This window comes from Martelella sp. HB161492, assembly GCF_013184775.1.
GTDB lineage: Bacteria > Pseudomonadota > Alphaproteobacteria > Rhizobiales > Rhizobiaceae > Martelella.
The window spans coordinates 1-26,527 of sequence record NZ_JAATVV010000022.1; the positions used below are offsets into that span (position 1 = coordinate 1).

The 26,527-nt window shown below is 58.7% G+C and carries 22 protein-coding genes and 3 pseudogenes; 14 read left to right on the forward strand and 11 right to left on the reverse strand.

Translation table 11 applies throughout. The features are described 5' to 3' along the window. Positions 1-124 precede the first annotated feature (124 nt). Positions 125-1,540: a UbiD family decarboxylase gene (locus HCK86_RS23120; RefSeq protein WP_176086860.1), complete on the reverse strand. Its 1,416-nt coding sequence runs from the start codon at positions 1,538-1,540 to the stop codon at positions 125-127. A 275-nt stretch (positions 1,541-1,815) separates the two neighbouring features. On the opposite strand from HCK86_RS23120, the gene HCK86_RS23125 reads away from it, so the two are divergent. The 11 genes from HCK86_RS23125 to HCK86_RS23175 all read left to right on the forward strand — a co-directional run bounded on the left by HCK86_RS23125 (position 1,816) and on the right by HCK86_RS23175 (position 12,653). After that, on the forward strand, positions 1,816-3,753 hold the full coding sequence (locus HCK86_RS23125) for a LysR family transcriptional regulator (protein WP_176086861.1): 1,938 nt from the start codon (positions 1,816-1,818) through the stop codon (positions 3,751-3,753). A gap of 217 nt (positions 3,754-3,970) precedes the next feature. After that, positions 3,971-5,056 (forward strand): extracellular solute-binding protein, encoded by a 1,086-nt coding sequence (locus HCK86_RS23130; protein ID WP_176086862.1) that lies wholly within the window; start codon positions 3,971-3,973, stop codon positions 5,054-5,056. Positions 5,057-5,125: 69 nt separating this feature from the next. Further along, positions 5,126-6,241 (forward strand): ABC transporter ATP-binding protein, encoded by a 1,116-nt coding sequence (locus HCK86_RS23135; protein WP_176086863.1) that lies wholly within the window; start codon positions 5,126-5,128, stop codon positions 6,239-6,241. Then, positions 6,238-7,125 (forward strand): ABC transporter permease, encoded by an 888-nt coding sequence (locus HCK86_RS23140; RefSeq protein WP_176086864.1) that lies wholly within the window; start codon positions 6,238-6,240, stop codon positions 7,123-7,125. Before HCK86_RS23135 ends, HCK86_RS23140 begins: the two co-directional genes overlap by 4 nt. Further along, entirely contained in the window at positions 7,122-7,967 is an 846-nt protein-coding gene (locus tag HCK86_RS23145) for an ABC transporter permease (protein ID WP_176086865.1), read from the forward strand. Before HCK86_RS23140 ends, HCK86_RS23145 begins: the two co-directional genes overlap by 4 nt. Positions 7,968-7,985: 18 nt before the next feature. Further along, positions 7,986-8,417: a cyclophilin-like fold protein gene (locus tag HCK86_RS23150; RefSeq protein ID WP_176086866.1), complete on the forward strand. Its 432-nt coding sequence runs from the start codon at positions 7,986-7,988 to the stop codon at positions 8,415-8,417. A 17-nt stretch (positions 8,418-8,434) separates the two neighbouring features. Continuing rightward, positions 8,435-8,965, forward strand: coding sequence for a hypothetical protein (locus HCK86_RS23155; protein WP_176086867.1), 531 nt, complete (start codon positions 8,435-8,437; stop codon positions 8,963-8,965). A gap of 239 nt (positions 8,966-9,204) precedes the next feature. Next, positions 9,205-10,041 (forward strand): ABC transporter substrate-binding protein, encoded by an 837-nt coding sequence (locus HCK86_RS23160; protein WP_176086868.1) that lies wholly within the window; start codon positions 9,205-9,207, stop codon positions 10,039-10,041. Positions 10,042-10,104: 63 nt separating this feature from the next. Further along, entirely contained in the window at positions 10,105-10,899 is a 795-nt protein-coding gene (locus tag HCK86_RS23165) for an amino acid ABC transporter permease (protein ID WP_176086869.1), read from the forward strand. Then, positions 10,896-11,672, forward strand: a complete 777-nt coding sequence (locus tag HCK86_RS23170; RefSeq protein ID WP_176086870.1) for an amino acid ABC transporter ATP-binding protein — start codon at positions 10,896-10,898, stop codon at positions 11,670-11,672. Before HCK86_RS23165 ends, HCK86_RS23170 begins: the two co-directional genes overlap by 4 nt. Positions 11,673-11,702: 30 nt before the next feature. Then, positions 11,703-12,653 (forward strand): hypothetical protein, encoded by a 951-nt coding sequence (locus HCK86_RS23175; RefSeq protein WP_176086871.1) that lies wholly within the window; start codon positions 11,703-11,705, stop codon positions 12,651-12,653. A gap of 174 nt (positions 12,654-12,827) precedes the next feature. On the opposite strand, the pseudogene HCK86_RS23180 reads toward HCK86_RS23175, so the two are convergent. From HCK86_RS23180 to HCK86_RS23205, 6 genes and pseudogenes are all read right to left on the reverse strand, one after another. Further along, positions 12,828-13,581 (reverse strand): annotated as a pseudogene (locus tag HCK86_RS23180) (IS6 family transposase). Positions 13,582-13,744: 163 nt separating this feature from the next. Beyond that, complete coding sequence (locus HCK86_RS23185) at positions 13,745-14,812, reverse strand: DUF2218 domain-containing protein (RefSeq protein WP_176086872.1); 1,068 nt, start codon at positions 14,810-14,812, stop codon at positions 13,745-13,747. Between the two features lie 4 nt (positions 14,813-14,816). Further along, the gene (locus HCK86_RS23190) at positions 14,817-15,659 is read right to left on the reverse strand and encodes an ABC transporter ATP-binding protein (RefSeq protein ID WP_176086873.1); all 843 of its coding nucleotides are present in this window, start codon (positions 15,657-15,659) and stop codon (positions 14,817-14,819) included. Beyond that, positions 15,656-16,684, reverse strand: coding sequence for an iron ABC transporter permease (locus tag HCK86_RS23195; protein WP_176086874.1), 1,029 nt, complete (start codon positions 16,682-16,684; stop codon positions 15,656-15,658). Before HCK86_RS23195 ends, HCK86_RS23190 begins: the two co-directional genes overlap by 4 nt. Positions 16,685-16,686: 2 nt before the next feature. Further along, complete coding sequence (locus tag HCK86_RS23200) at positions 16,687-17,730, reverse strand: iron ABC transporter permease (protein WP_246739746.1); 1,044 nt, start codon at positions 17,728-17,730, stop codon at positions 16,687-16,689. Next, positions 17,730-18,728: an iron-siderophore ABC transporter substrate-binding protein gene (locus HCK86_RS23205; RefSeq protein WP_176086876.1), complete on the reverse strand. Its 999-nt coding sequence runs from the start codon at positions 18,726-18,728 to the stop codon at positions 17,730-17,732. The genes HCK86_RS23200 and HCK86_RS23205 overlap by 1 nt, the downstream gene beginning before the upstream one ends. Before the next feature lie 277 nt (positions 18,729-19,005). On the opposite strand from HCK86_RS23205, the gene HCK86_RS23210 reads away from it, so the two are divergent. Further along, entirely contained in the window at positions 19,006-21,144 is a 2,139-nt protein-coding gene (locus tag HCK86_RS23210) for a TonB-dependent siderophore receptor (RefSeq protein WP_176086877.1), read from the forward strand. A gap of 91 nt (positions 21,145-21,235) precedes the next feature. Here HCK86_RS23210 and HCK86_RS23215 read toward each other — a convergent pair whose 3' ends face one another. The 3 genes and pseudogenes from HCK86_RS23215 to HCK86_RS23225 form a co-directional block, all read right to left on the reverse strand. Then, on the reverse strand, positions 21,236-22,198 hold the full coding sequence (locus HCK86_RS23215) for an AraC family transcriptional regulator (protein ID WP_176086878.1): 963 nt from the start codon (positions 22,196-22,198) through the stop codon (positions 21,236-21,238). Positions 22,199-22,387: 189 nt separating this feature from the next. Beyond that, positions 22,388-22,492, reverse strand: coding sequence for a helix-turn-helix domain-containing protein (locus HCK86_RS24330; RefSeq protein ID WP_210260022.1), 105 nt, complete (start codon positions 22,490-22,492; stop codon positions 22,388-22,390). 18 nt (positions 22,493-22,510) lie between these two features. Then, positions 22,511-23,631 (reverse strand): annotated as a pseudogene (locus HCK86_RS23225) (IS3 family transposase). 148 nt (positions 23,632-23,779) lie between these two features. Here HCK86_RS23225 and HCK86_RS23230 point away from each other — a divergent pair. Together HCK86_RS23230 and HCK86_RS23235 are read left to right on the forward strand one after the other, a co-directional pair. Beyond that, a complete protein-coding gene (locus tag HCK86_RS23230; RefSeq protein WP_176086879.1) occupies positions 23,780-24,370 on the forward strand; it encodes a TetR/AcrR family transcriptional regulator in 591 nt (196 codons plus the stop codon). Positions 24,371-24,439: 69 nt separating this feature from the next. Beyond that, the gene (locus tag HCK86_RS23235) at positions 24,440-25,246 is read left to right on the forward strand and encodes an SDR family NAD(P)-dependent oxidoreductase (RefSeq protein ID WP_176086880.1); all 807 of its coding nucleotides are present in this window, start codon (positions 24,440-24,442) and stop codon (positions 25,244-25,246) included. Between the two features lie 646 nt (positions 25,247-25,892). On the opposite strand, the pseudogene HCK86_RS23240 reads toward HCK86_RS23235, so the two are convergent. Then, positions 25,893-26,177, reverse strand: a pseudogene (locus HCK86_RS23240) (IS66 family transposase); the annotation flags it as partial. Between the last annotated feature and the right edge of the window lie 350 nt (positions 26,178-26,527).

Sequence of the window (26,527 nt, forward strand, 5' to 3'; positions counted from 1 at the left end):
CTTCGCGGGCAACCGCAACAACCTGCTCGATCGTCAGATTGTCGCCGTCCAGAATGATAGTGCTCATGTGTAGTCCTTTGAGATGGGGGATGAAGAGAGGGAAGGAGAGGAGGGCGAGCCTGCGCTAGAACAGATCCGGGCAGGCTCGTGACAGGAGCGCGCCCATGCGTTGAAGGCAGTGCAGCGGCGGCCGGGCGGGTTCGAAACCCTGGCTGCGATCGTCAGGCCTGATCGTCGCGTCATAGCCGATCTTGGCAACCATTCCGGTCTTTTCCAGAGCTTCGGAGCGGTCGGCCGGAAGATCCCTGATGATCAGCACGTCGCGCTCTGCCTTCATCCGGTTCAGCTTGGCCCGTTCGACGGCATCAAGATCCCAGGGATCGACATCGCTGTCGACGACGGTGACATTCTTGATGATGCTGACCATGCCCCAGCACAATGCCATGGCACGGCGGGCCTGGCCCGGTCGCGGGTGGTCAAGCTGGACAACGACGTTGGTTCGGCCGCTTCCCGCAGCAGTGACGGCAACCGCTCCGACATTTGGCATCACCCGGTCAAGCTGCGCCTTCAGGCCGGCGGCGATCGGCACGCCAGCGATAGAACTGTGTTCGCCGTGATAACCCGGCTCGATAACCTGCAGCATGGCATCATCGCGACATGTCATGCAGTTGAAGCTGACCAGGAAGCCGTCGCCATAATCTTCATACATGCCATGATACTCGGACACCGGACCTTCCTTGACCCGCTGATCGACATGGATCTGTCCCTCAAGGACGATCTCGGCGTCGGCCGGCACACAGAGATCGATGGTTCGGGCCGGGGTGATGCGCACGGGTTCACCGAGGAGCGCGCCCGCACATTCGATCTCATCATCACCAAGGCCCAGATAGAGGCAGGCGGCGAGCTGGATGGCCGGATGCGCACCCAGAACGACGGCGATGTCCAGGGGCCTGCCCGCTGCCGCAGCCTTTCCGGCCATGATCGCAAGGTGATGGTTGGGCGCGATTCCGATCATCGCGCGGTCCTTGTCCAGAATCTTGAGGCGGGCAAAGGAGGCATTGCCGCGACCGGTATCGGGGTCGCGGGCAATGATCATACCCGCCGTGATATAAGGCCCGGTTTCGTGCTCGAAAAAAGTCGGGACCGGGAGACGGGCGAAGATGTCGGTTTCAACCAGATGCTGCTGAACGGGGGCCTGCCTGACGAGAACCGGCGCGACCGGCCGGGAAATGGCGTCAACCAGGGTCTGCTGAATGCGATCGACCGGGATGCCGAGCGCAAGAGCAATGCGGTCGCGGTTCGAAAGAAGGTTGCCGAAGACAGGCATGTCGTAACCGGTGACCGCGTTCACGAGAACAGCGGCACGGCTGTCGGCAAGCGATAGCAGGGCCGAAATCTCAAAACGCGTATCCACCGGTTCATCGATGACGACAAGCTCGCTGCGCACCCGCAGTTGCGAGAGCAAGGACCGGCAGGACTGATCGCTGTTGGATCGCGGCTCGGGCAGGAAGGACAGTTTCTTGAGCTTTGGCGCCAGCATCTTACGCTCTTCTTTCCCATTGAATAGCAGTTATGACGCCCGATTATGCTGTGCCATCGAGACATGGATAGCGTCCAAATCTCGAACAGGCCCATAGAAAAAACTGAACGAATGTAGAAAATCTGCGGCCGCGGGTACCGTCTTTTTGGCGAGTCTTTCGAATGATGCAGCTAAAAAGTGCACAAATTTTGTGCAAATGGTAAAAATGCTTGCTAATTGACCAATCAAAAAGGTGAGATTAGGTTAACGGCCATCATATTTCGATGGAGTGACGTATGGCGAAAGGTGTGCCCAGCCTCGACTTTCGACATCTGGCAAACTTCGTGCTCACCTGCCAGAGCGCGACGGTAACACGTGCCGCGGAAACGCTCGGCCTTGCAACATCCTCTCTCAGCTCCAGCCTGCATGCGCTGGAACAGCAGCTCGGCATTGACTTGTTCCGCCGGGTCGGCCGGCATCTCTATCTCCTGCCGACGGCGGGCTGGCTTTATCAATGGGCGCTGAAAATCCTGCAGGAAGAAGAATATGCCCGGAGCCTGGCCTATCAGGATGCGAAGGACATTCGTGTCCTTAGGGTCGATCTCAGGCTCAACTTCTCCATCGGCCTTGTGTCAAAGGCGCTCAGCCACGCCGTTTCCGAGATGCGACAGCGCTATCCGAATATTCGTGTTGATTATCGTTTCGACAATGAGCCCGATTTCCGCTGGACCCCGGCCACGGATCGCACCGACAGGCTTCAGGTCCCCGATGTGATTATTGGCTATCAACTTGGCGGGGACGACACCGCGCGCCCCACGTCAGCCATCGCAAGGCTTTTCACAGATCACTGGGTGATTGCGGGTGCTCAGGCGGAAGGGCAGAAAGAGACCTCCGCGCCGGCAGGTGCAACGGAAACCTTGTCGGTGATGAATATGGGGGCGCCGCTGGTCCAGACGATCGTCGCCCATGCCGAGATGAACGGCTACAAGCACCGCCTGCGCTTTCTGGAGGAGCGCCCGGTCATGCTGCCAGCCCTGATCGTCAGCAGACCGGATACGCGTTTTCTGTTGCCACAGGCGATGCTGGCGAAGCGGCTTGGCATGGGTGGCGTCGAGGTCAGACCGCATATGCCAGCGCTTTCTGCCGATATGGATGTCGCGGTCACGCATGGCGGCGATCCCTCAGCGACAGCCTTTGTCGCCATGCTGCGGCGGCATCTGGAGGCGGAAGAGAGAGCCGTGCTGTTTCAGCCGAAGCTGACCTGCCGTCAGCTGCGATATTTCAACCTGACCGTCACCTGTGGCGGTATAGCCGCTGCCGCGCGCAGCGAGCAGGTGGCGCAGCCGGCCATGTCTATGCAGATCCGCAAACTGGAACAGGCCACGGAAGAGCCGCTGTTTCTGCGACAGAAAGGCGGACTTGAGCCGACGCCTCTTGCCAACCGCCTGCGGGTCCACGCCCAGCTTATCGAAAGCGGCATCGACCGGCTGTATCTGGAACGCCAGAACATCGCCGCCAGCAGCCAGGGCCGCATAACGATCGGGCTTTTGCCCAGTTCCGGCCATGACAGCCTGATGACCACGGGCATGGCCCGCGCGCTGACCCGCTTTGCCTCGGAACATGCCGGAATCCGGCTGAACGTGGTTGAAGGGTCGAGTGCGGAACTGCATCAGGGGGTCAGCCGCAAAATGCTGAATTTCGCCATTGTCGGCAAGGTTCAGCCACAGATGGCGCGCATTAGTATCGGCCGCAGCGAGGAACTGATGCTTGTTGCCAATCCCCGGCTCGGTCTTGGCGGACGCAAGCAGATCGCGCTGGCAGAGATATGCCGCCTGCCGCTGATCCTCGCACCGCGCAATCTCAGCATGCATGCCGCCACGATCGAGGCCGCCGGCAGCCAGAACCTGACGATGGAATCCGTGCTCGAGATCGGCTCTGTGCCGCTGGTGATCGCCATGCTGCGCGAAGCGCCTTATTGCACCATCCTGCCGTCATCCTCCGTGCGCGCCGATCTGAATGCCGGCCGGGTCACTGCCACGCCGATCGTCGAGCAGTTTGGCCTCAGACATCTCATGCTGATCTATTCGACCGAGCGCAGTCTTTCCGACATCGAACGCGCGCTGGTCGAACATCTGCGCGCTGCGTTTCACGAAAGAAGCAGCCATTTTGTCGGAACCGATCTGATGGCCGCAGACGGCATGGGTGGCGCGGCCGTGATGCAGACAGCGATCTGACATGTCATTTCGACTGTTCGGATTTCGATATCGATCACTTCAGTTTTTCCTAGGTTTTCGAAAACGCCGTTGCCACGTCTACTCCTTCCTGTCTGCAGGGCAGGCCAACGGAGCGAGATGAAAGCCGTGCAAAACGGCCTGTCGCTCGTCTGTGGCGACGGGCTCTAGAGCCAGGAGCAGAAAAGCAGACCAAGGGAACAGTAAAAAGGAAAACGCAATGAATGGATTCTCTCCGTCCGGCCTCCGGCTGGCCGGCCACCATGGTCTCGGGCTGCTGGTCGCCACTTCGGTTTTTTCGATGAGTGTCATCGCGCCGGCCTTCTCGCAGGATGTTCCGGCCAAGCCCGAAAAGCTTGTCATGAATGTCTGGTCCGGTCCGTTTGAGGCCTGCATCCGCACGTTTTCGGCCGACCCCTTCGAAAAGGATACGGGCATCAAGGTCGAGCTGCTGACCTCCGCGCCGCCGCTGGCCAAGCTGCAGGCCGAAGGCGACAATCCGGAAGTCGACATTCTGGTCGGCGGCTCGGTCCAGCGCGAGATTGCTGCAGCCCAGGGTCTGATCGTCGATCTTGATCCGCAGGTCATTCCCGAACTTGCCGATGTCTACGACATTGCCAAGCACTCCGACGGCGTGGTCGTCAACTTCTCGTCGCTCGGTCTTGCCTATGACACCACGCAGTGGCAGACGCCGCCGACATCGTGGTTCGATCTGGTCTCGCCCGACACGCCCGGCACGATCGTGGTGCGCCAGCCCGACGCGCAGAACACCGTTGCCTGGATGGCGATCATGGCCAAGAGCCTGAACGGAACATGGCCCGAAACCATCGGTGACTACGATCAGGTCGGCACATTGCTGAAGGAAAATCTGAAGCCGAAGCTGTCATCGATTGCGACCAATACGGCGACGACCCGTTCCGCCTTTTCCGATGCCCATGTCGCCCTCGGCGTCTGGACCGATACGCAGGTAGCCAACTTCGCCAAGGAGACGGGGCTTCCCATCGCTTTCGCTGCGCCGAAGGAAGGCGCGACGATGATCGATTCCACAGCGATGGTCACCAAGACCCCCAACAAATACTGGGCGGAAAAATTGATCGGCTACATTCTGAGCCCGGCGGCGCAGAAGGGTTGTGCCGAAACCGGCTTCTACGCGCCATCCAATTCAACAGTTCAGCTTGGCGATGACCTCGTTGGCAAGGTCACCTTCGGGCAGGCGGCTATCTCCAATCTCGTCAGCCTGCCCTGGGACAAGATCACCCCGATCAACCAGGACATCGCCGAGCTGTTCTACGCCTCGGTTCAGTAACCGGGACCGACCGCCGCCGCAGCTGTCGGCGGCGGTCCATCTCTTCACGCCGCATCAGGGAATATCTCTTTGACCCGTCTGTCCCGCAATACCGGTTTCACCAAAGGCCAGGCCTCTGCCGCGCTTCCAGCCGCCATTGAGCTGACCGGCATCACCTTCTCCTATGATCGAACGCGAAACATTCTCGACCGCCTTTCCCTGGCGATCAGACCCGGTGAGTTCTTCTCGCTGATCGGCCCGAGCGGCTGCGGAAAGACAACCATTCTGGGACTGGTCTCGGGGCTTCTGGAACCGGATGACGGAACGATCATGATCGGCGATCGGGACGTGACCCGCATGCCCACCCATAAGCGGGACATCGGCGTCGTGTTTCAGAATTATGCTCTCTTTCCCCACATGACCGTCGATGAAAATGTCGGCTATGGCCTGAAGATGCGCGGCGTCGATGAAGCCGGGCGCAGGGCGGCCGTGCGCGAGGCGCTTGAAATGGTCGGCATGGACCAGATGATGCGGCGCTTTCCCGGCGAACTTTCCGGTGGTCAGCAGCAGCGTATCGGCCTTGCCCGGGCCGTGGCATCGCGTCCGCGCGTCATGCTGCTTGACGAGCCGCTCTCCAATCTCGACGCCAAGCTGCGTGAGCAGATGTGCATCGAAATCTCCGACCTGCAGAAGCGTCTCGGCATGACCATGCTCTACGTCACCCACGATCAGGGCGAGGCCATGGCGATGTCGGACCGGCTTGCGATCATGAATGGCGGCATTGTTCAGGAACTGGGCACGCCGACCACGGTCTATGAAAATCCGCGCAGCCATTTCGGGGCGCAGTTCCTCGGCAATGTCAATCTCGTAACCGGCTTTGGCGAGGGCGGGCGCTTTTCATTCGGCGATGGGCGGTACATCACACCGGCCCCGGAAAGCTATCGACCGGGGCCCGTCACGCTGATGATCCGGCCGGAGACCATCCTGATCGATGCGTCTGAGGGACACGAGAACCGGTTCGAAGCCAGGATCGAGCGCATGGTCTATCGCGGCGCCTACCATGAACTCACCCTTGCGGTGACCGGCTATGACCAGCCGGTTCTCGCCGTGGCGCATGGCCGCCACGGCCTGCGCAACGGGCAGCTTCTCGCCATCGCCATTCCAGAAGATGGCATTCACATTCTGGATACGGAGAGCGGCAAATGAGCGGCATCCGACGCAGCGGAAAACGGTCCCGGCACTTTGCCGCCTCTCCGCTCTACGCCATCGCCGGACTACCCATGGGACTGATCTTCGGTGCCTGTCTCGTGTTTCTCGTGGTGATCAGCTTCTTCAAGCCGTCCGTCTTCGCATTGTTCGAGCCAGGCTTCAGCCTCGCAAACCATATCAAGGCCTCGACATCGCCACTCTATTCCCGCGCGATCGTGCTCAGTGTCGTCTATGCGCTGATTGCCACGCCGATTGCCGCCCTGATCGCCTATCCGATGGCCTTCTTCATCGCCCGCTATGCCGGACGGCTGAAAGGTTTCTTCATCGCGATTGTCGTCTCGGTCTTTCTCGTCACCTTCGTGGTGAAGATCTTCGCCTGGCAGATCCTGCTGCAGCAGAGCGGGCCCGTTGCCCAGCTGCTGTTCGCTCTTGGCCTGACCGACACGCCGGTGTCGCTGGTCGGCACGACAGCTGGCGTCATCATTGGCCTGGTCTATGCGCCCCTTCCTTACATGATACTGGCGATGCTGGCATCGATCGAAGGCCTGCCGCGCAATCTCGAACATGCCTCCGCCGTCTGCGGGGCGACGCCGGCGAAGACGTTCTTCACCGTGACGCTGCCGTTGTCGATGCCCGGCGTCGTGACATCGCTGCTGTTCGGCTTTGCGCTCAACATCGCGGCTTTCATCGTCCCCGCCATGCTTGGCGCCGGCAAGATCTCCATGTCCGGCCTGGTCATCCAGCGCGTCTCGGTCGGCTTCGGCTCGATCGGCGGGAACTGGCCGCTTGCGGCCGCCCTTTCGATCCAGCTTCTGGTCGTCAGCATGGCTTTTTCAAGCATCCTGCTTGCCCTTCTCAGCGGACGGAGGTGGCGTCGATGAACGGTCCCGCAATCAGGTCGCAGCGCGGCCGCCTCACACCCGCCCGACTGGCGCTGACCATTGCCTTTGCCATCGGACTTGCCTTCATGGTGCTGCCGATCCTGGTGGTGGTGGCCACCTCCTTCACGGCTGGCGGTGTCATTGCCTTTCCGCCGGAAGGGCTCGGACTGCGCTGGTATCATGCCGCCATGGCGCGAACCGATTTCTTCTCGGCGCTGGGCACGAGTGCGCTGCTCGCGGTCACCGTCACCGCCTTTACCTTGGTGATCGGCGTACTGGTTGCCCTGCCGATCGTGCGCGGGCGTTTCGGCGGCCGGCGGCTGCTTGAAGGCTATGCGCTGATGCCGCTCTTCGTACCTAATGTGGTGATCGGCTTTGCCGCGCTTCCGGTGATCGCCTGGCTCGGACTGCTCGGAACGCTGACAGCCGTCTTCCTCGTCTATGCGATCGTCATTCTGCCCTTCGTCGTGCGCAGCCTGATCGGCTCGTTCCAAAGTGCGGACATGTCGCTTGAAAATGCCGCGCAGGTGTTTGGCGCCAGTCCGGCGCGCGCCTTCCGCGACACCACGCTGAGGCTGTCCGTCCGGGGCATTTTCGCCGCCGCCATCTTCGCTGTGGTGTCGGTCATGGATGAGGCGGTGATCATCAACTTCATCGGCGGCACCAATGTCGTGACCTTTCCGATGCGCTTCTTCACCTATCTGTCGGAGACCTACGACCCGATCGCTTCGGTCTTCGCCACCATCATGATCGTGGCCACGACAGCGGTGATGCTTGTCCTCAACAAGCTGATGAACTTCGACCAGCTGGCGCGAAATCTCGGCATGCAGAAACAGAAATAACCAGAGAAACGATTGACCATGACCCATACACGAAGGACGGGGCTCAGCCTCACCGTTGACGCTCTCAACATCCGCCTCAGGATCGGTCTAGAACCGGAACGCAACCCCGAACTGGTCGATGCCGTCGCCGGCCAGTTGCCGCTGACAAGCCCGATGGGACATGTGGTTGTGTCGGGGGAGGGGATCTGGCTGCCGTCGCGTCTCGTCTATCTTGGCGAACCCAGGATGGTGCAGCGCCAGAAAGGCTCGGTCTATATCAACGCACCGGGCCAGTCGATCTGCATGACCTATGGCCATGTGACCGAAACCGCCGTGGTCAACCAGTTTGGCATGGTGAGCGAAGAAGATTTCGACGCGCTGGAAAAGCTCGGACAGGCTGTCTGGAAGATGACGGTGGAGCAGCCGCGCCGGGTGTCGGTGGTTGCCCGGCTCGAATGGCTTGCGGCCTGAACACAAGGAAAAAGATCATGAAAGACTGGCAGAAACTGAAAAGCGATCTCGAAGCCGAGATCGACGCGATCTGGCTCGTCGAGCCGCTCGAGGTCGAAAAGCTCAGGCGCGGTGTCATGGATACGGGTGCAGGCAGCGGCGGTCAGGTCTTCAGCGTCATGGTGCACCTGGAGAGCTTTCTCATGCTGTTCGGCGCCAATGTGTTCTTCCGCTTCGTCCGGCTGGCCCATGACGAGACGCTGGAAATCGATCAGCTGCGGGCCACCGTCCGCGCCTTCGTTCACAAGCCCTTCAATGTGTTCGAGTTCATCGGCGATCTTGGGCTGCACCAGCTGCATGATTTCGGCAATCGCTACATTGCGGCCATGGATGAACTGGAAAGCCGTGAGGAATTCATCGCACTGACCGGTGTCATGATGACCTATATCATCCGCATGCATCGCTGGATCCATTTCTACTTTCCCTGGAACCTCGGCGTCGCCTTTCCGCATCACGACCCGGCTGAATTCGGTGCTTTTTCCGAGCGGATGAAGGCAGTGAACGCCTAAGACGCCACCAGGCTCCATCGCTTTTTCATGACGCACGCCCCTCGGCGTGCGTTTTTGTTTGCCGCCTGCGCTCCTCCGGGTTTCGTTCGAAAAACGATATCGGCGGCTTCCAGTTTTCTGGGATGCCCAAGAAAACGGCCGCGTCCCATCATCGGACCACCCAAGACCGGCCAGGGCCGGGCCCGGCAGAAGCCGGGTGGGCAGATAAACGGAACAGCTACCATCGGGAAGGTCTGAACATGAAGAACTGGCTGGCAATGCTGGGTATTTCCGCGATCGCGGGACTTGGCGCCGTACATGCATCCGCCGCGGATATCGCCGTGCCGCAGAAACTGCAGGATCAGGGTAAGATCATTTTCTGCTCGGATCTGAAAAGCCCTCCGAGCCAATATATCGCCGAGGATGGCCAGACGCCGACAGGCGTCGCCTATGACATGCTGCTGGGGATTGGCGATGAGCTCGGTCTGCCGGTCGAAATGTTCAATGTCGCCTTTTCCGGCATTTTCCCCGCACTCGATTCGGGCAATTGCAACGGCATCATGGCTTCGACCTCGAAAAGCCCGGAGCGGCTCGAAAAGTATAATTTCGTCGATTACTGGTCGGTTCAGTCCGGCCTTCTGGTGCCCAAGGGCAACCCTGACAACCTCTCCACTTTCGAAGACCTTGCCGGCAAGCGCGTCGCCGTGCTGCTTGGCAGCGCCAATGAGCGCCGCCTGAAGGCAGCCAATGAAACGCTTGCCGCCGCCGGTAAGCCGGAAATGGAGATTGCCACCTATCCCGGCAACACCACGGCCTTCCAGGAACTGGATCTCGGCCGTGTTGACGCGATGGTCTCGGATACGCTGGTGCTGTCCTATTTCATGAGCCGCAGCGACGGCCGTTTCGAGATTGGCGGCACGCCGGTGCCCCCGGCTACGCTCGGCATCATCGTCGCGAAACAGGATGTCGATATCGCCAATGCCTTCCGTGCCGCACTCGATGACATGGCCGCCAATGGCAAGCTTCAGGCCATCATCGACAAATGGGGCGTCGGTGCGGGTCTGTCCGTCTGCACCACCGATAACCCCTGCCAATAACTGTTGAGCGACCCGGTCGCGGGTCGGCCAGCCGCCGGCCCGTCGCCTGTCTGGAGCAGAGAAATGTCTGGATTCCTTGACGCCTTTTTCGGCGGCGGCGGCGGTCGTGGCCTAAATTTCGACACCGCCTATTTCCTTCACTTCGTCTTCGAGCCGTCGCCCATCATGCTCAAGGGCATGATGCTCACCGTGATTGCCGCCATTCTTTCGCAGATCGGCGGGGTGCTTCTGGGCGGCGCGCTGGCGGTTGCCGGCCTCAGCCGGTCACATCTCTTCCGCACCGTCAATCAGGTCTACATCTTCCTGTTTCGCGGAACACCCGTGCTGGTCCAGCTTGTGCTGATCTATTTTGGCCTGCCGTATTTCCTCGGCGGCTTCGATCTCTTTCCGCCGCATATCCCGCTTGGTCCACTCATGCTATCCGGCGCGCTGGTGGCCGGCATCGTGACCTTCATCCTGCATGAAGCAGCCTATATGAGCGAGATCATCCGCGCCGGAATCCTGTCGATCGAAGAGGGGCAGGAAGAGGCCAGCAAATCGCTTGGCATGACACCGGCGACGACCATGCTGCACATCATCCTGCCGCAGGCGATCCGCGTCATCATTCCACCGCTGGGCAATCAGTTCAACCAGATGCTGAAAACCACCTCGCTGCTCAGCGTCATCGCCGTGCCGGAAATGTTCCGCATCGCCGAAGAGATGCAGTCGGCAACCTACAAATCATTCGAGGTCTATCTCGGCGTGTCCGTCTATTACCTGTTCCTGACCGGTGTCTGGACCCTGATTCAGATGCAGATCGAACGGCGATACGGCACCAGACGCGGGAAGACCCTTGCCATGGGAGCCGCAGGCGCATGAGCCATTCCTCAGACGTCATCGTTGAATGCTCGAATGTCGTTGCCGGTTTCGGCAGCAATGCCATCGTCAAGGATGTTTCACTGGATGTGAAGCGCGGCGAGGTGGTCGCCATCATCGGCCCCTCCGGTTCGGGCAAGACAACCTTTCTGCGATGCATCAATCACCTCCACCCGATCAGCAGCGGCTTCATTCTCGTTGATGATGCCTTTGTCGGCTACGAGGCGCGGCCGGATGGCACCATGCGCGTCCTGCCGGAAAAAAAGATCGCCGCCTCCCGCCGTTCGATCGGTTTCGTCTTCCAGCGTTTCAATCTTTTCCCGCACAGAACCGCGCTCGGCAATGTCACGGAAGCGCCCGTCAGGGTGCTGGGAATGCACCGCGACGAGGCGGAGGCGCGTGGGCGTGAGCTGCTCGCGCGCGTCGGCCTGGCCGACAAGATCGACAGCTATCCAGGTTCGCTTTCGGGGGGGCAGATGCAGCGTGTCGCCATCGCCAGGGCACTGGCGATGAACCCCAAGATCTTCCTGTTCGACGAACCGACCAGCGCGCTTGACCCGGAAATGGTCGGCGAGGTCGTCTCCGTCATCCGCGATCTTGCCAGCCAAGGCATGACGATGATCGCCGTCAGCCATGAGATGCGGTTCGTGCGCGAAATCAGCGATCGCGTCGTCGTCTTCGATCAGGGGCGCATCGTGGAAACCGCCCCGCCCGAGAAACTGTTCACCGATCCGGAAAACAGCCGCACCCGCGATTTTCTCTCGAAAATCGCCTGACGCGGCCCTTGCATGACAAAAGGAGTAACAATGCCACAGGTTCAGGAAATCATTGCGGAAATCGAGGCCGCTATTGCGGAAGCGCTTTCGTTCGAACCGGAGGAGATGCGTCTGGTGCGCACCGGCAAGCATGGCGACAATGCCGGATCCTTCGGCCAGTATTTTGCCACCCTCGACATCTATGCCGGGATGATGCGGGACTATGCCGGCTACACGCTTTACCCGATGATCCGCATGGCCCAGTCCGGCGATTATGATGCGAGGACACTTGCAGGCATGTTTGCCGCCTTCAGCCCTGCCTATGCGACCTATCTCGGTTATTCCGGTGTACGCAAGCTCGGTGACTTCGCCGCTGCGCTGAAGGATGCCTTTGTCGTGGCAAGTGTTGCCGATATTGCTGCTGGGCTCATCGCGCTCAACCGGTATGTGAACCGGCTGAACTCCTGGTCACATCACTATTTCCCCTGGGCTCTGGGCGAACAGTTCCGCTACGACAGCGTGCCGGAGCGTGACGAACGATATTACGAGACCGGCAACAGCTTCAAGAAAGGCTCGATTGGCGATCTTTACATTCGCATGACCTGGGAGCCGCTGGGCATTTCGGCCGTGGCCGAACTGGCGACTCGGGACAATCCCGAACTCTGCGCCGATTTCCTGGCGGGCCTGCCGTTTCGCGTGACCCAGGAACACGCGGTGGTGACCGGAGAATCGATGTATGCCTGGACGCCGATCATGTCGACGGCACCCGTGAACTGGCGTGAAATGATCCGTGAGGCGCCCTTCGGCCGGATGCGCTATTCCCAGAACACCGGGCAGAAGCTGATCATCCAGTATGGGCCGACAACGGAAGACCTCTACGCTCCCGTTCTTGGCCAGATCCTGCCGGAATATCTTCCCGGCATCCGCTCCCTTGGCGAGAAGGTCTGGGATGCAAACTACACCACCAAGGCGCTGATCTGGCTGACGGTCGAGAAGATCTAGCGCCTTTCCGTGTCGTTTTGGCGCACGCTCTGCATGTTCCGGAGCGCCAGCAGAGCTGCCACACAGCAGCCCTGCTGAAGACGTGGTGTGGCCTGCAGCCGCATCACGTTGCGCCCGGAGGGCTTGTCGCAAACCTCTCAGAAGGCTGAGACTACCCAGCACACGGTGGCATTTTCACGCTTTGTTAACCTTTTGAAGTCTGAAGAGGCGACCGATCAGGTCATTCTGGTCGTTGACGGTCCACTCGCCGGAAAATCCGAAGCCTTTGCGCAGCCACAATATCGCTTCGAACCCGGCGATCGTCCGGCGCGCCATTTTGAATGACTGGAAGCCGCCGATCTTGGGCATGTTCTTTTTCACTCGGAAGTGATCGCTCTCGATGCCTTGCTGAAGATGCTTGGTGACATAATGAACCGGGTTCGGATGCAAGAGCCCATCATCGACGGCCGTCTTGATCGTTGACGGAAACGTGTTGGCGCCATCAGTCCCGATCTTCCCCGGCGATAGCTGCGGCTCATCCTTGAGCATCTTGCGGAAGAAGCGTTTTGGCGGCGTCGAGATCGCGCTTAGCCGTGCGCAAGAAGTCGATCGGGTTTCCGTGCTTGTCGATGGCGCGGTACAGGTATCGCCACATGCCCCGGATCTTGACGTAGGTCTCGTCAATCCTGACTGAGCCACAATGCGGTCGGCGAAACAGGCGCAGCCGCTTTTCGATGACAGGCGCATAGGCGAGGACCCACCTATTGATGGTGCTGTGGTCGACCTCGAAGCCGCGCTCGCGGAACATCTCCTCGAGATCTCTATAGCTGAGCGGGTAACGCAGATACCAGGTCACCGCCTGCATGATCAGCCATGCCTCGAAATGTCGCCCCTTAAAATCATCCTTTGACTGGCGCTTCAACGTCTCGGCAATGGCATTCAGAATCATGGCTACGCTCCGCTACATAGGGAGCGAAATTTCCACCGTTGTAGTCAACGGCACGTCTACCAAAAAAATGCGACAGGCCCGTTTTCCTTGCCAGCTGTTTTTTGCAACAGAGCCCTATTCATTCGGGCGATGCCCATGGTCCGCCGGGCGATCTTGTCCGTCGTCAGGACGCTGCGGACGAAGAGCGTTCCCAATACCAGGCGACATATGTTTTCTTGCGGTCATGCTGCCGGTCTTTCAACAGCTGGCGAATACCCTTGATATCAGTTCGCTCGCAAGCAACCCAGATGAACGTCTCGGCATCGGTAGCCGCGATCGCTTCCTGTGTTGCGCATGCCAGGCGGCTGGTGCCATTTGCGGACGCACGATGAAGCCAACAAATATCGAGATCGGCGGCGCTTTCGATCGCTTGCTCTTCGGTTTCATTTTCGACCTCGATGATCGCCTTCAGGTGACTGCCGACAGGCGCTTCAAGGGCAATGCGCGCAATGGCGGGCAGAGCAGCTTCATCGCCAGCCAGAAAAATCTGTTCGGCCTCAGGAATGCCGCCGCCGCCAGGCCCCAGAAATGCGGCGCGATCCCCGGGCTTTGCATTGCGGGCAAAGTCAGCCCCAGGCGTCACGATATCGGACGCCGGGTGCTGCAGAAAATCGACCCAGAGCTCGCGCTTTTCAACATCCACAAAGCGAATTGTGTAGACGCGCACCAGAAGTGCGTCATCCCCGTCCGGCCATTTGATCCGTCCATCATGGCCGACAACAGGCCAGGCCGGTTCGCGTTCCTTCGGCGGGATCAGCAGACGAACATGAATATTGCCGCCGATAAACGGCGTGACATCTTCGCAGGAAAATTTGACGCGCAACATATGCGGCGTCACGGCTTCTGTCGAGACAACCTGTACCTCGTGGAGATTGACGGGGACGCTGCGCGCGGGCGGCTGAGACCATGTGAGTTCAAGGTCACTTTCCCCAGAGAGGTAGTAAAGATGTTCCGCCAGCATCGTGTGCGCTAATTGCAGCGTTTGAGCGCTTTTGGTCACAACAGCGAGTTTCAGGCTGCCTTCCTCAAGCACAATGTCGGCAAGGCCGAACTCGGTTTCGAAGCGGACATGATCGCCCGTCCGTTGAACATCCGCTTGTTCCGAGAAATGGTCGCAAAGCCGATCGAGAAGAGGGCCAGCATTGCTGGTCCGGGCCACGCCCGCAAGCTGGAATGAGAGTGTATCATTCATAGATCTATATATCCTCTCTCTGTCTTCTTTCCTCGGATGAAAATGGATTTTCGGTGCTGCGGTGTCGGCCGATGGGCAGCATCATCGGCCTGCCGGAAACCGGATCGGTGATGATGCGGCTTTCGAGACCGAACACATCGCGGATATGGGCTTCGCTCAGCACCTTTTCAGGCGCGCCTGCAACATGCAGGGCACCGGCGCGCATGGCGACCAGGTGATCGCCATAACGGGCGGCAAGGTTCAGATCGTGCAGTACCATGACGATGGTGGTTCCGTTCCGCCGGTTCAGATCGGTCAGGATATCCAGCACTTCGATCTGGTGGCTGATATCGAGAAAGGTGGTCGGTTCATCAAGCAGCAGAATGTCGGTCTGTTGCGCCAGTACCATGGCAATCCAGACCCGTTGCCGCTGCCCCCCGGAAAGCTCGTCAACCGGCCGGTCGGCCAGTTCTGCCGTAGCCGTCGTGTCGAGTGCTGCGGCAATTGCCTCGTCATCTTGCCTGGTCCAGCGGGAAAACATGCCCTGATGCGGGTGGCGACCGCGACTGACGAGATCGGCAACAGTGATACCTTCCGGGGCCAGCGGCGACTGCGGCAGCAGCCCCAGCATTTGCGCCAGCTTCCTCGTCGGCATCTTGTGGATCGCCTTGCCATCAAGCAGAACCTCACCATGTTTGGGCGTAAGCAATCTGGCAAGTGTGCGCAGCAGGGTCGACTTGCCGCAGGCATTGGCGCCGACGATAGCGGTGATCTTTCCATCAGGGACTTCAAAACTCAGGTTTTCAAGAATGCGTTTTTCACCATAGCCCGCGACAATTTGTTCGGCTCTGAGGGAATGTCTGTTCAAAGCGAACCTCCGGCTCTGTTGGCCCGAATGATGAGATAAATAAGGTAGGGGGCGCCGAGAGCACCAGTGACAACGCCCACCGGGTAACGCACCGGCAACAGAAACTGCCCGGCATAATCACCGGCAAGAACCAGACTGGCACCGACGAGAGCCGAGGGTATCAGCAGTGACCCGTTATTGCCGATGATCCGCGCGGCAACCGGGCCGGAGAGGAAGGCGACAAAGGCAATCGGGCCCGTTACCGCCGTGGCGATTGCAATCAACCCGACTGCGGCAATAATGGCCGCAAGGCGGGTGCGAGCCACATCGACTCCCAGCGCTGTGGCGACGTCGTCTCCCAGTCTCAAGGCTTCGAGATCGTGACCGCGGCTCAGCAAGACGCCACCGAAAAGAACAAGGCTGATCGCCAGCGGCCAGACCTGATCGAGACGTGCACCGTTGATGCTGCCGGTCAGCCAGCGCATAGCCTCCTGCAGATCCCACATCGGCGCCATCGACAGGATGTAGGCCACGATGCTTTCCAGCATTGCGGCAACACCAATGCCAACGAGAATCAAGCGCGTTCCGGCAATGCCGTTCTTAGAAGACAGGCCATAGACCAGCAATGCCACGCCAAGACCGGCAGCAACGGCGAACACAGAGACAACCGGCCCGTCCAGCGATAGCACGATGATGGCGAAGACTGCAGCAGCACTTGCGCCAGAGCTGATGCCGATAATATCCGGGCTGGCCAGCGGATTGCGCAACATGACCTGAAAGGTGACGCCGCCGAGCCCGAAGCTCATTCCGGCGAGGACGGCAAGCACGGCGCGCGGAAGGCGAAGTGCGCCGACTGTGAATGTGGCGCCAGGCACGTCCTGACCTGCCAGAACGCGGATCACATCGACAGGCGGTGTGAAGGTTTGTCCCAGCATCAGGGTGATGGCAGCAAGCGCCAGCAGCAAAACCACGAAAATCGTGAGTATGCGCCTGCGCTGTGACGCCCGGCTGCCTCTGGTCTTAGCAATTGACTGCAGCGTCGACATGGTCACAGTTCCCGCACCTTCTGACGCCTGACAATCCAGATGAAGAATGGTCCACCAATAAGCGCAGTAACGATGCCGACATCGACCTCGCCCGGCCGGGCGACGAGGCGTCCGAAGATATCGCTTGCCAGAAGCAGCGATGCTCCGCCCAGAGCGGAGAACGGCAGAAGCCAGCGATGATCGACGCCGACCAGCAGGCGGCAGATATGCGGAACAACCAGGCCGACAAAACCGATCGGACCACAGATCGCAGTTGTGGCGCCACAAAGCAGGACGGCTGCAAGTGCTGCAATGCCACGCCCGACAGCCACGTTTTCGCCGAGACCAGCGGCAAGCTCATCACCCAGTGCCATGGCGTTCAGCTTGCGCGCCGAAATCATCGCCAGCAAAAGACCGGCAAGTAGAAACGGCAGAACAGGTATGATGCGCTCGAATGTGGCACCACCGACGCCGCCGATTTGCCAGGATCGTATACCACCGGCGATATCGCCGCGCGGCAACACAACGGCGATCACCAGCGATGCGAATGCGATGGAGGTTGCTGCACCTGCGAGGGTCAGTTTCAGCGGTGTTGGTCCGCCACGACCGAGAGAGCCTATGATGTAGACGAAGAGAGCCGTGATGCCTGCGCCGAATATCGCTGTCCAGATATAGGCATCCGACGAGCTTATGCCGAACCACGCCACGCCGATAACCACCGCCAGTGAAGCCCCCATATTGACACCGAATATGCCGGGATCGGCGAGCGGATTGCGGGTCATGGCCTGCATGAGAGCACCGGAAAGCGCGAGCGCTGCACCAGCCAGTATGGCAAGCAGCGTACGTGGTATCCGCATGGCGACAACAGCGGCGCCTATGGTCCCGTCATGGCCGGATAGGGCTGCGAGAATATCTGGCAATGTGATTGCCCGCGCACCGAAAGCCAGGGATGCCAGGCTCAAGACAGCCACGCTGCCAGCTATGGCAGCCAGCCAAAAGAGCCGGCTGTGGCAGAGACGGTCAAAGGCTGCGCGCGCTGATGGAAGAGAGCTTGTTACCGGTTGCATCATTCAGATTTTCTGGCGGCATCGGCAAGCTTGCCGACATAATCATCGAGCACATAGGAGATGGAAAGCGGCGTCGGATTGGCAGCTGTACCAAGCGGACCACGATCAAGCAGAACGACCGCTCCGTTTTTCACGGCGGGCATGCGGCGGAAGAGTGGATTGAGCTTCATCGCCTGCAAAAGAAGATTATTGCCATACGTTACCAGAATATCGACATCATCAAATGCATCAATGCGCTCGACACTGACCTGACCGACAAAGCTTCCGTTTTTTGATGCCTCCGTAACGCTCTCCGGCATTTCAAGTCCGAGATCGTCGAAGAACTGCACGCGGGTATCATGGGTCGTATAGAAATTGATGACGCTGAGATCGGTCGGATCAAGATGGGTGATGAACATCGCCCTTTTGCCATTGAGTTCCGGATATTTGGCAACTTCCTGAGCAATATCGCCTTCAATCCCGGTGATCAGCCTTTCTCCTTCTTCGGGAAGGCCGAGCCCGGCACTGTCGAGGCGGATCGTATCTCGCCAGTTCGTTGACCATGGGGCCTGCGGATAGGCGACCACAGGTGCGATCTGGTTCAGCGTCTCATAATCAGCGCGCGTGAGGCCCGAATAGGCGGCAAGAATGACGTCAGGCCGGACAGCAGCGACGGCCTCAAAATCGATACCATCCCCTTCATCGAACAAGACGGGCGTTTCAGCACCAAGATCATCAAGCCGTTCGGAGACCCAGGGCAGAAGACCATCCCCGTCATCATCGCCGAAATTGGCCGCGGCAAAGCCGACAGGCACGATGCCAAGCGCCAGCGGCACCTCGTGATTGCCCCAGTTCACCGCTGCCACGCGGTCAGGTTTTTGGCTGATGACCGTCGTTCCGAACGCATGCTTGATGATGATGGGCTGGGGCAGGCGCTCTCCGGCATGAGCGGACAGGGTTGCTGATGTCGTGAACAACGCAACGCCAACAAACCGGGACAGGTCTCGCAAGCGTAGCATGAACCACCTCTTTCAATGCTTAAAAGTTGACTTTTGTTTTCATGTTTATAGGTACCGGTCAAGCTGCTTGGTCTGGAGGATTGGCTGCCGTGGTCGAATTGGCAGGGGGATCATACAAAATTGCAAAAATCTACAATACCTGACCTAATTTGTCAGGTTAATGGAGCTTCGAATATGGCAGTAAATGCCGGGCTGAAAGCCGTGCCAATTATCCGAGGCATAGCTGCACTCCAGCAGAACTGTCGATCGGGTTGACGATAATTTCTGGGTTCTGAACATGGATCATTCTATCAACAATCAAAAACTCAGGTCTTCGCTGACGTGCTGCAGGGTCGCTGTTCTTCTTGGCAGCACGGCGCTTGCAGCAAGCGGCGTAGCTGCGAATGCCCAAGAGCAGACGACGTCAGTCAATGGCGATTCCGCTGAGGTTACCGTGCTTGAGCCAGTTACGGTCAGTCTGGACGGTTATGGTGACAGTGATGCAACCTCTATCGTCGCTTTTGGCAACTCTGGTGGCGGCAAGCTGGCTACCGACTTTCTCGACACGGCCGCTTCGGTTTCGGTGATCACCTCAAAGGAGATCGAGCTGCGTGACGCACAGACGGTCGAGCAGGTTCTCGATTATACAGCGGGCGTCACGACTGACTTTTACGGTTCCGACGACCGTTTCGACTATTTCAAGATTCGTGGATTTGATGCCTATGCCTATCGCGATGGCCTGCCGCTTGGCGATCCCTTTGGCGGCGTTCGTGAAGAACCATACGCATTTGAGCGCGTGGAAGTGCTGAAAGGTGCGGATTCGACCATCTTCGGTGTTTCCGATCCCGGTGGCACGGTGAATTATGTTTCCAAGAAGCCGCGCAGCGAGCGCTTTGGAGAAGCCTATATCACCGGCGGTTCATTTGACCATGCGGAGGTTGGTTTCGACTTCGGCGATAATGTCACGGCCGATGACACTCTCTCCTATCGTCTGACCGGCAAATTCCAGAATTCCGATGCCGAATATGACTATTCCAACGATGACGAGAGCTTCATTATGGGCGGTCTGACCTGGCGTTTCGATGATGCCACCGAGATGACGCTCATCTACGACTACCTCGATACCGACGCAACACCTGGCGGCGGCGGCCATCCGATCGGCTCGGACTTTGATCGCAGCTTCTTTCTCGGAGAACCGGATTACAACTACAATGACGTCACCCGCAACACTGTCACATGGATGTTCGACCATGATTTCGGATCGGGCCTGACCTTCAGCTCAAGGGCGCGTTATACCAGTGCCGAGACCGGCTTTGGTTATGCCTATGTCTATGAGCCGGTCGACAATGGCGACACGATCGCCGACCGATACTATTATGGAAATGCCACAGACTATGACGATTTCGTCATGGATGCGCATTTCCAGTATGATACGTCATTTGCGAATGTCGACAGCCGAACGCTGGCTGGTCTGCAATATGAGACCTATTCCGGCACGAATGACAGCTATTATGACGTTGCCCCGGGGATTGACTGGACCAACCCGGTGTATTCCGGTGGGCCGACCTATTCCGGCCCTTATGCCAGCACGAAAAGTGATCAGAAAACGACGTCGCTCTACGCTCAGGAAGAGATGACCTTTTACAACAAGCTGATCGCATCTGTCGGCCTGCGGAATGACTGGCTCGACCTGAAAAGCCTCAATCAGCTGACGGATACCGCTACCTCCGGCGATTTCAGTGAGTTCACAGGCCGTGGCGCCCTGACATACCGGGTCACGGACGAGGTCTCTACCTATGTCAGCTATGCCCAATCTGTCGCACCACCGACGATCGGCGTCGAACCCGAACGCGGCGAACAATATGAAATCGGGGTGAAATATGCGCCACTGGCGTTCCCTGCCCTGTTCAGTGCCTCAATCTACGACCTCGACAAGAACAACATCACCGTCACAAATCCTGTCACAAACATGCAGGAAACGATCGGTGAGGCGCGCGTTCGCGGTCTCGATCTCGAGGCAAAGGCCGAGCTTCCGCATAATTTCAGCCTCACCGCCGCCTATTCCTACATGATGTCGGATATCGTGGAAAACGGGACGGGTGGCAACGTCGGAAACGAGCTTGCCTTCGTTCCCAATAACGTGGCCTCACTGTGGGTGGATTACAAATGGGAGGGTGAAGGCAACCGTGGCGATATGACGTTTGGTCTCGGCGCGCGCTATCAAAGTTCCTATTATTTTGGCGAGGATAATACTGTGTCTTCCGACCCGAATATCACCTTTGATGCGGCATTCACCTATCAGGTGGCCGAGAACACGAGCTTCCAGGTCAACGCGACCAATCTGTTCAACGAGAAATACGTCGCCTATGGCGGCTACGGCGCCGATTGGTACAATCAGGGTCGTGCGGTCTATGCAACATTGCGCCAGACCTGGTGACAATCATTGAAAGGCGGCCTATCCGAAGTGATTTCGGCTAGAGCGCCGTACATCCATTCGGATGCACAAGGGACGCCCTAAACCATTGAGTCTACGCATCGTGCTTTCCGAAAATCGATTCCGATTTTCGGGCCGATGCTGTAGGCTTCCTTTCGATAGCGGCTTTGCCAGACATGCGCCGCCATGCGGCCGGAGTATCTCCGGTAACCTGCCGGAACACCTTGGTCAGGTGGGCTTGATCGGAAAAACCAAGCTGGGCTGCAACGTCAGCGACACTGAGACCGGTCCCGTGGAGCAGTTCCTGCGCACGCTGAATACGCTTCGTCAGCTGCCATTGTAGCGGTGTTTTGCCCGTCGTCTGCTTGAAGGCCGTTGAAAACCAGCTTTCCGAAAGGCCGATCGTCCCGGCCATTTCTGCGATGGTCATCCGGCCACTGCCGCAGGCATCATATCGTTTGATCAGTCGGTTCATCTGTGCCTGGGTGAGCCTTCCGCTGGCGCTCTGCTTGCCAGCCTCGGGGGGGAAGTCGAGAAGAGCCGTTACCACGCTGCCAACGAGGCTCTCAGCAAAGAGCGCATGTCGCGTTGGCGTTGCAACCTCATCGACAATCATCCGTGCCAGCGTGTCTACAGGGCCGACGTCTTCTATTTCGACCGGTCGGCGCAAGATCGATCGCGCCGCAGACGGTCCGACCGAAGGTACGAGGAAGCGCAGCAAACGGTCTTCATGCAGGTGCAGGTCCAGATGCGAAAACCGGTGCCATTTCGTGAACCTGGTCCACAGTGGCGTGCCTGCAGGAACATAGACAGCGCGGGTCATCGGTCGTGCTTGTGTATCAAGCGTTCGATGACTGTTTGACATCTCTATATGCGAAGACACATCATTGAAAAAAACGACGATGCGCGGGTCAGGAGAGAGATAATAGGCACTTGCACCGGCATGGCCCTCAGCATCCCAGTAGACACTCATAAGGCCATCGAGACCACGCCACTTGACCGGCGCGATCGGATAAATGCCCTCGGTCTGGCAAATCATGGTATGCTGATACCCCATGCGACAGAACGTTCCTCAAATCATCAGATAGCTTCGACACGTTGTTTTAGAATAGTGATGCGCGCCAATAAACAAGACTATTAAACTCATCTTTTTTTATGAGCAAGATCTCATTCGTTGCGCAGGGCCTGCCAGCGACGCCTGATAAAGGTCAAAATCCATCATCAGGCTTTGGAGCGCCATATATCATCACCTGTCTGAACTCTGGCGCCATGTTCGCGGGCTGACTCCGAACCAGCGTCTGAATGCACGCGAAAAAGCGCTGATTTCCGAATATCCAAGCAACGGCGCCATTGACCCGCCGCTGAACTTTCATCCGGCTGCGACAAGAGGTCCGGCGTTTTCTGTTACGCCAAAATGGCGGGGTGGTAGCAACCGGCGGACACGTGTAGCTTTCATCTTGCGCAGCGTTGGAGCCGGTTGCGGCGATGGTCCCGGCATAGACTGCCGGGGTTTGGTCTCCGAGCGACGGGTTTGGCCGGAAATTGTTATAGTCGTCGGCCCATTCGGCAATGGCGCTGCGAGCGTGATCGAGGCCGAGGAACAGACTTTCGTTGAGCAATTCGTCGCGCATCCGGCCATTGAAGGACTCAGCATAGCCTTGTCTCACATAGGCTTTCCCGGCGCGATAGAGTGCCACTTGACCTTGTGGTCCTTCGACCAGGCGAGGATCGTATTCGAGGTGAGTTCCGTGCCATTGTCGGAAACGATCATGCCGGGCCTGCCGCGTCGTTCGATGAGCGCTGTCAGTTCTCGGGCAACGCGACGTCCCGAGATTGATGTGTGCCGCCAGACATTCACGCGTCACATCATCCACAACGTTGAGCACCCGAAATCGCCGTCCACAGGCGAACCGGTCGTGGACGAAATCCAGAGACCAGTGGGCATTGGCCTTGGCTTCGACCAGGATCGGCGCATGTGTGCCCACGGCACGCCGCATGGCTCTGCGCCTGCCAACGGAAGGGCCTTTCTCCCGATACAGCCGGTAGATGCGGTTGACGCCGGACGGCTCTCCTTCCCGCCGAAGCAGGATAAACAAACGCCGATCGCCGAAGCGCCGGCGCTCATTGGCCAAGTCGCGCAATTTTGCTCGCAACGCTGTCTCCGGTGGTCGGCAGGACCGATAGCGGATCATCTTGCGATCAGCCGATACAATCTGGCAGGCCCTGCCATTATTTTGACAGAAGCTCGCGAAGGGCAGCCACATCCAGCATCTGCTCGGCCAGCGGCTTCTTCAGCTTGGCATTCTCCTCTTCGAGCGCCTTCAGCCGCTTCGCCTCGGACACTTCCATGCGGCCGCATTTGGCTTTCCAGTTATAAAAGGTCGCGTCTGAAATCCCGTGCTTGCGGCACAAGTCAGCAACCTTCGCGCCCGCCTCTTGCTCCTTCAGCACCAAAATAACCTGCTCCTCTGTAAATCGCTGCTTCTTCATCATATCCGTCCTCAATGGGCCGGGCTCTAGTCCAATCTGGAGCAAATTCGCAGTGGCAGGTCAGTGCTTAGCGTAGGATTTCGCCCTCTCCCGCAAGTGCCCCTTCAAACTCAGTCGGGGCTGCACCGCGGACATTGACAATAAAATAATGATCGTTCAATATTTGGCCATGGCGAGACAACGTGACGAAATGAAGAGAGAAGCTCTGCTGGAGGCAGCGCTAGGCGAAATCGCGCAGGGCGGGTTGGCCGGCCTCTCGGTTGACGCAGTTGCTCGGCGCAGTGGGTTTTCGACCGGGACCGTGTATGTGTATTTCACGGGCAAGGAAGCGCTGCTCGAGGCGCTCTACGCGCAGGTCAAGTTGGGTTTCGCCGGTCTGGTCTGTCCGGAAGACGGATTGCCGGTGCGGCTTGCCATCGAGACCGCGTGCCGAAACTACCTTCATTATTGCCGCTCTCATCCCCAGGAACTTGTCTTTCTCGATCAGATTGAGGCGGCGCCGGGCTGGAAAGACAGGGTAAGCTCCACCACCGCAACGGCCATGCGCCCTTTGGTGAGACTGCTTGAGCAGGGCAAGGCCGAGCGTATCGTCAAGGATGCGCCGACCGAGATGTTGATTGCCTTTCTTGCGGGCGGGCTGCAGGCATCTGCGCGCCGCTCCATGGATGACAGTGCCGCACATCTGGAGGCGTGTACTTCTGAAATCATTGCCCTGTGCTGGAGCGCTATAGCGGCTTGATCACCCGCCTGGGTCGCATTTTTGCGCGATAATAATGAACGATCGTTATCTTATGAATAGGAAGCAGATATGACCAAGACTATCTTTATCACCGGCGCCTCATCGGGTCTCGGCCGCGCTACCACGCAGCTTTTTGCCGAGCGCGGCTGGACCGTCCTTGCCGGTGTGCGCGCCGGATCAGAGAGTGCAAGCCAGTTAAGCAACCTTGCTGGCGTCAAGCTTCTGTCGCTCGACGTCACGCAGCCAGAGCAGATTGCACGTGCGGCTGACGAAGCCCTCGCATATGGGCCAGTGGATCTGGTTTTTGCCAATGCCGGCTATGCGTTGGGCGGTCCGCTCGAAGTGGCCAGCGACGATCAGATTGCGAGGCAGATCGAAACCAATCTGCTCGGCCCGATCCGCACCGTCAAAGCGTTCCTGCCGCGCTTGCGCGAACAGGGGCACGGTGGTTTTCTCGTCACCGCGTCGACTGCCGGTTATGTCGGTATGCCGTTGATCAGCTTGTATGCCGCCACGAAATTCGGGCTGGTTGGCTGGGCGGAAAGCCTTGCCTATGAGTTGCCGGAAGGGCTCTTCATAAAGCTCATAGTCCCAGGTTCGATGAAGACGAACTTCCTGCACGCAGCCGATCGTTCGTCTCATCCGGCCTATGCCGATCTCACAGCCAAGACGGATGCCTTCTATGCCGTTGCGTCAGACAGCGCGGAAGACGGTCGGCCGGATATCGTTGCCGAAGAAGTCTGGAAAGCTGCCACCGACGGCAAACGCCAGGTAGCGTATTTCGTTACGGAAGAGGCGCGACAGACCTGTGCTGCCCGTGAAACGCTCGGAGCCGAAGGTTTTCGCGCGCAGATCCGGCAGATGCTAGGCCTCTAGTGCCGCGGCAGCACGCGATGCACATGGTCGCGGTTGTCCACCGGTAAGGCGGCGCCGGTCTTGTTTTGGACCGACGATCATCGTCACAGTCGCATCGATCCTGTCGCTCACCAGCTTGAGCGCGTCGCTGCCCAAGCGTCACACCGCGACTGTCAGCGAGTGTCGGTATCGGTAGTTGCGAGCTCCCGCAACCAAGCCATGAATACTGCCAACCGCAAAGTATCCCGAGCACATGCTCGCGGGGCTTTGCGTCCGACGCCCATCACAAAACATCCCCGCATTGCTTCGCCAGAAATGCTTCTTTGAAGTACCCACCCGGTGAGCCCCGTCTTGTCCGGTGAGTGAACGACCGGTCTTGAGAGTGCTCGTATGAGCGAGCTTAGGAGCGCAGCATGGGGCAGATCACGGTGATGACGGGGTGTGAAGGATGTCTCCACCAAGGAAGAGGTGGACAGATGGAGATGGCACCGATGGGCTCGGCCGCATTCACCCATGCGGGTCACGATCGCTCAGGCAGGCCGCCGCCCTCGGCGTCTGAAAATGAAGGCCCTGCCGGCGATGCAGTCGGTCCCGCCTTCCGGCCTGCGGCCGTCACGATGTTGAGCGCTCCGATGCTCGCCATTCTTCTTTCCTTATCGGCCTGTCCGTCGTCGCCATGGATCCGCTCAGACGCGAATGTAGGGCTTTCAATCCGCGTCAACAGTGGATCGAGGACCTGGCAGCACGCGCCGATAGCGTCTGCTGCCGTCGACAGGCTGATCTTTTCGCAGTCGCGGCAGGTAAACTTCTCCCGCACCGTCTGAAACACCTTCCAGCCACGCGGCAGATGTTCGGGAAAGGGTTTCTTGACCAGCCGCTTGCGCGTAAAGCCGGTGACCGTGATCGCTGTGGCGGCATCAGCAGCCATTTCGGCGGCAAGCTCGTCTCCGCTCGTTGGACGCCATGTCTGCTGCGGGTGGTTCCGTCGCAAACTTTCTGTTGATCTGATGATGGGATAGCTGCCGACTGATTTCCAAACGACAGCCCGAGCTTTGCGAGAATGATATCAATTTTAGCGGCAAAGCCGGAACGCAATCTCGGTTCTGGTATTGACTTAGCGTCTACTCAATAAACATGGCATTTGGCCTAAATCTGCCGATCTTCGCGTCAATTCTGAGGCGGTCCGCCACGTGTCAGATGAGCAATATGTGAATAGCCCCGGGAACTGTAGACACCTTCCTGCCTAAAAATGAGGTAAGAAGGCGACCATGAGCAAATCGAATTTCAGTGACGATTTCAAAC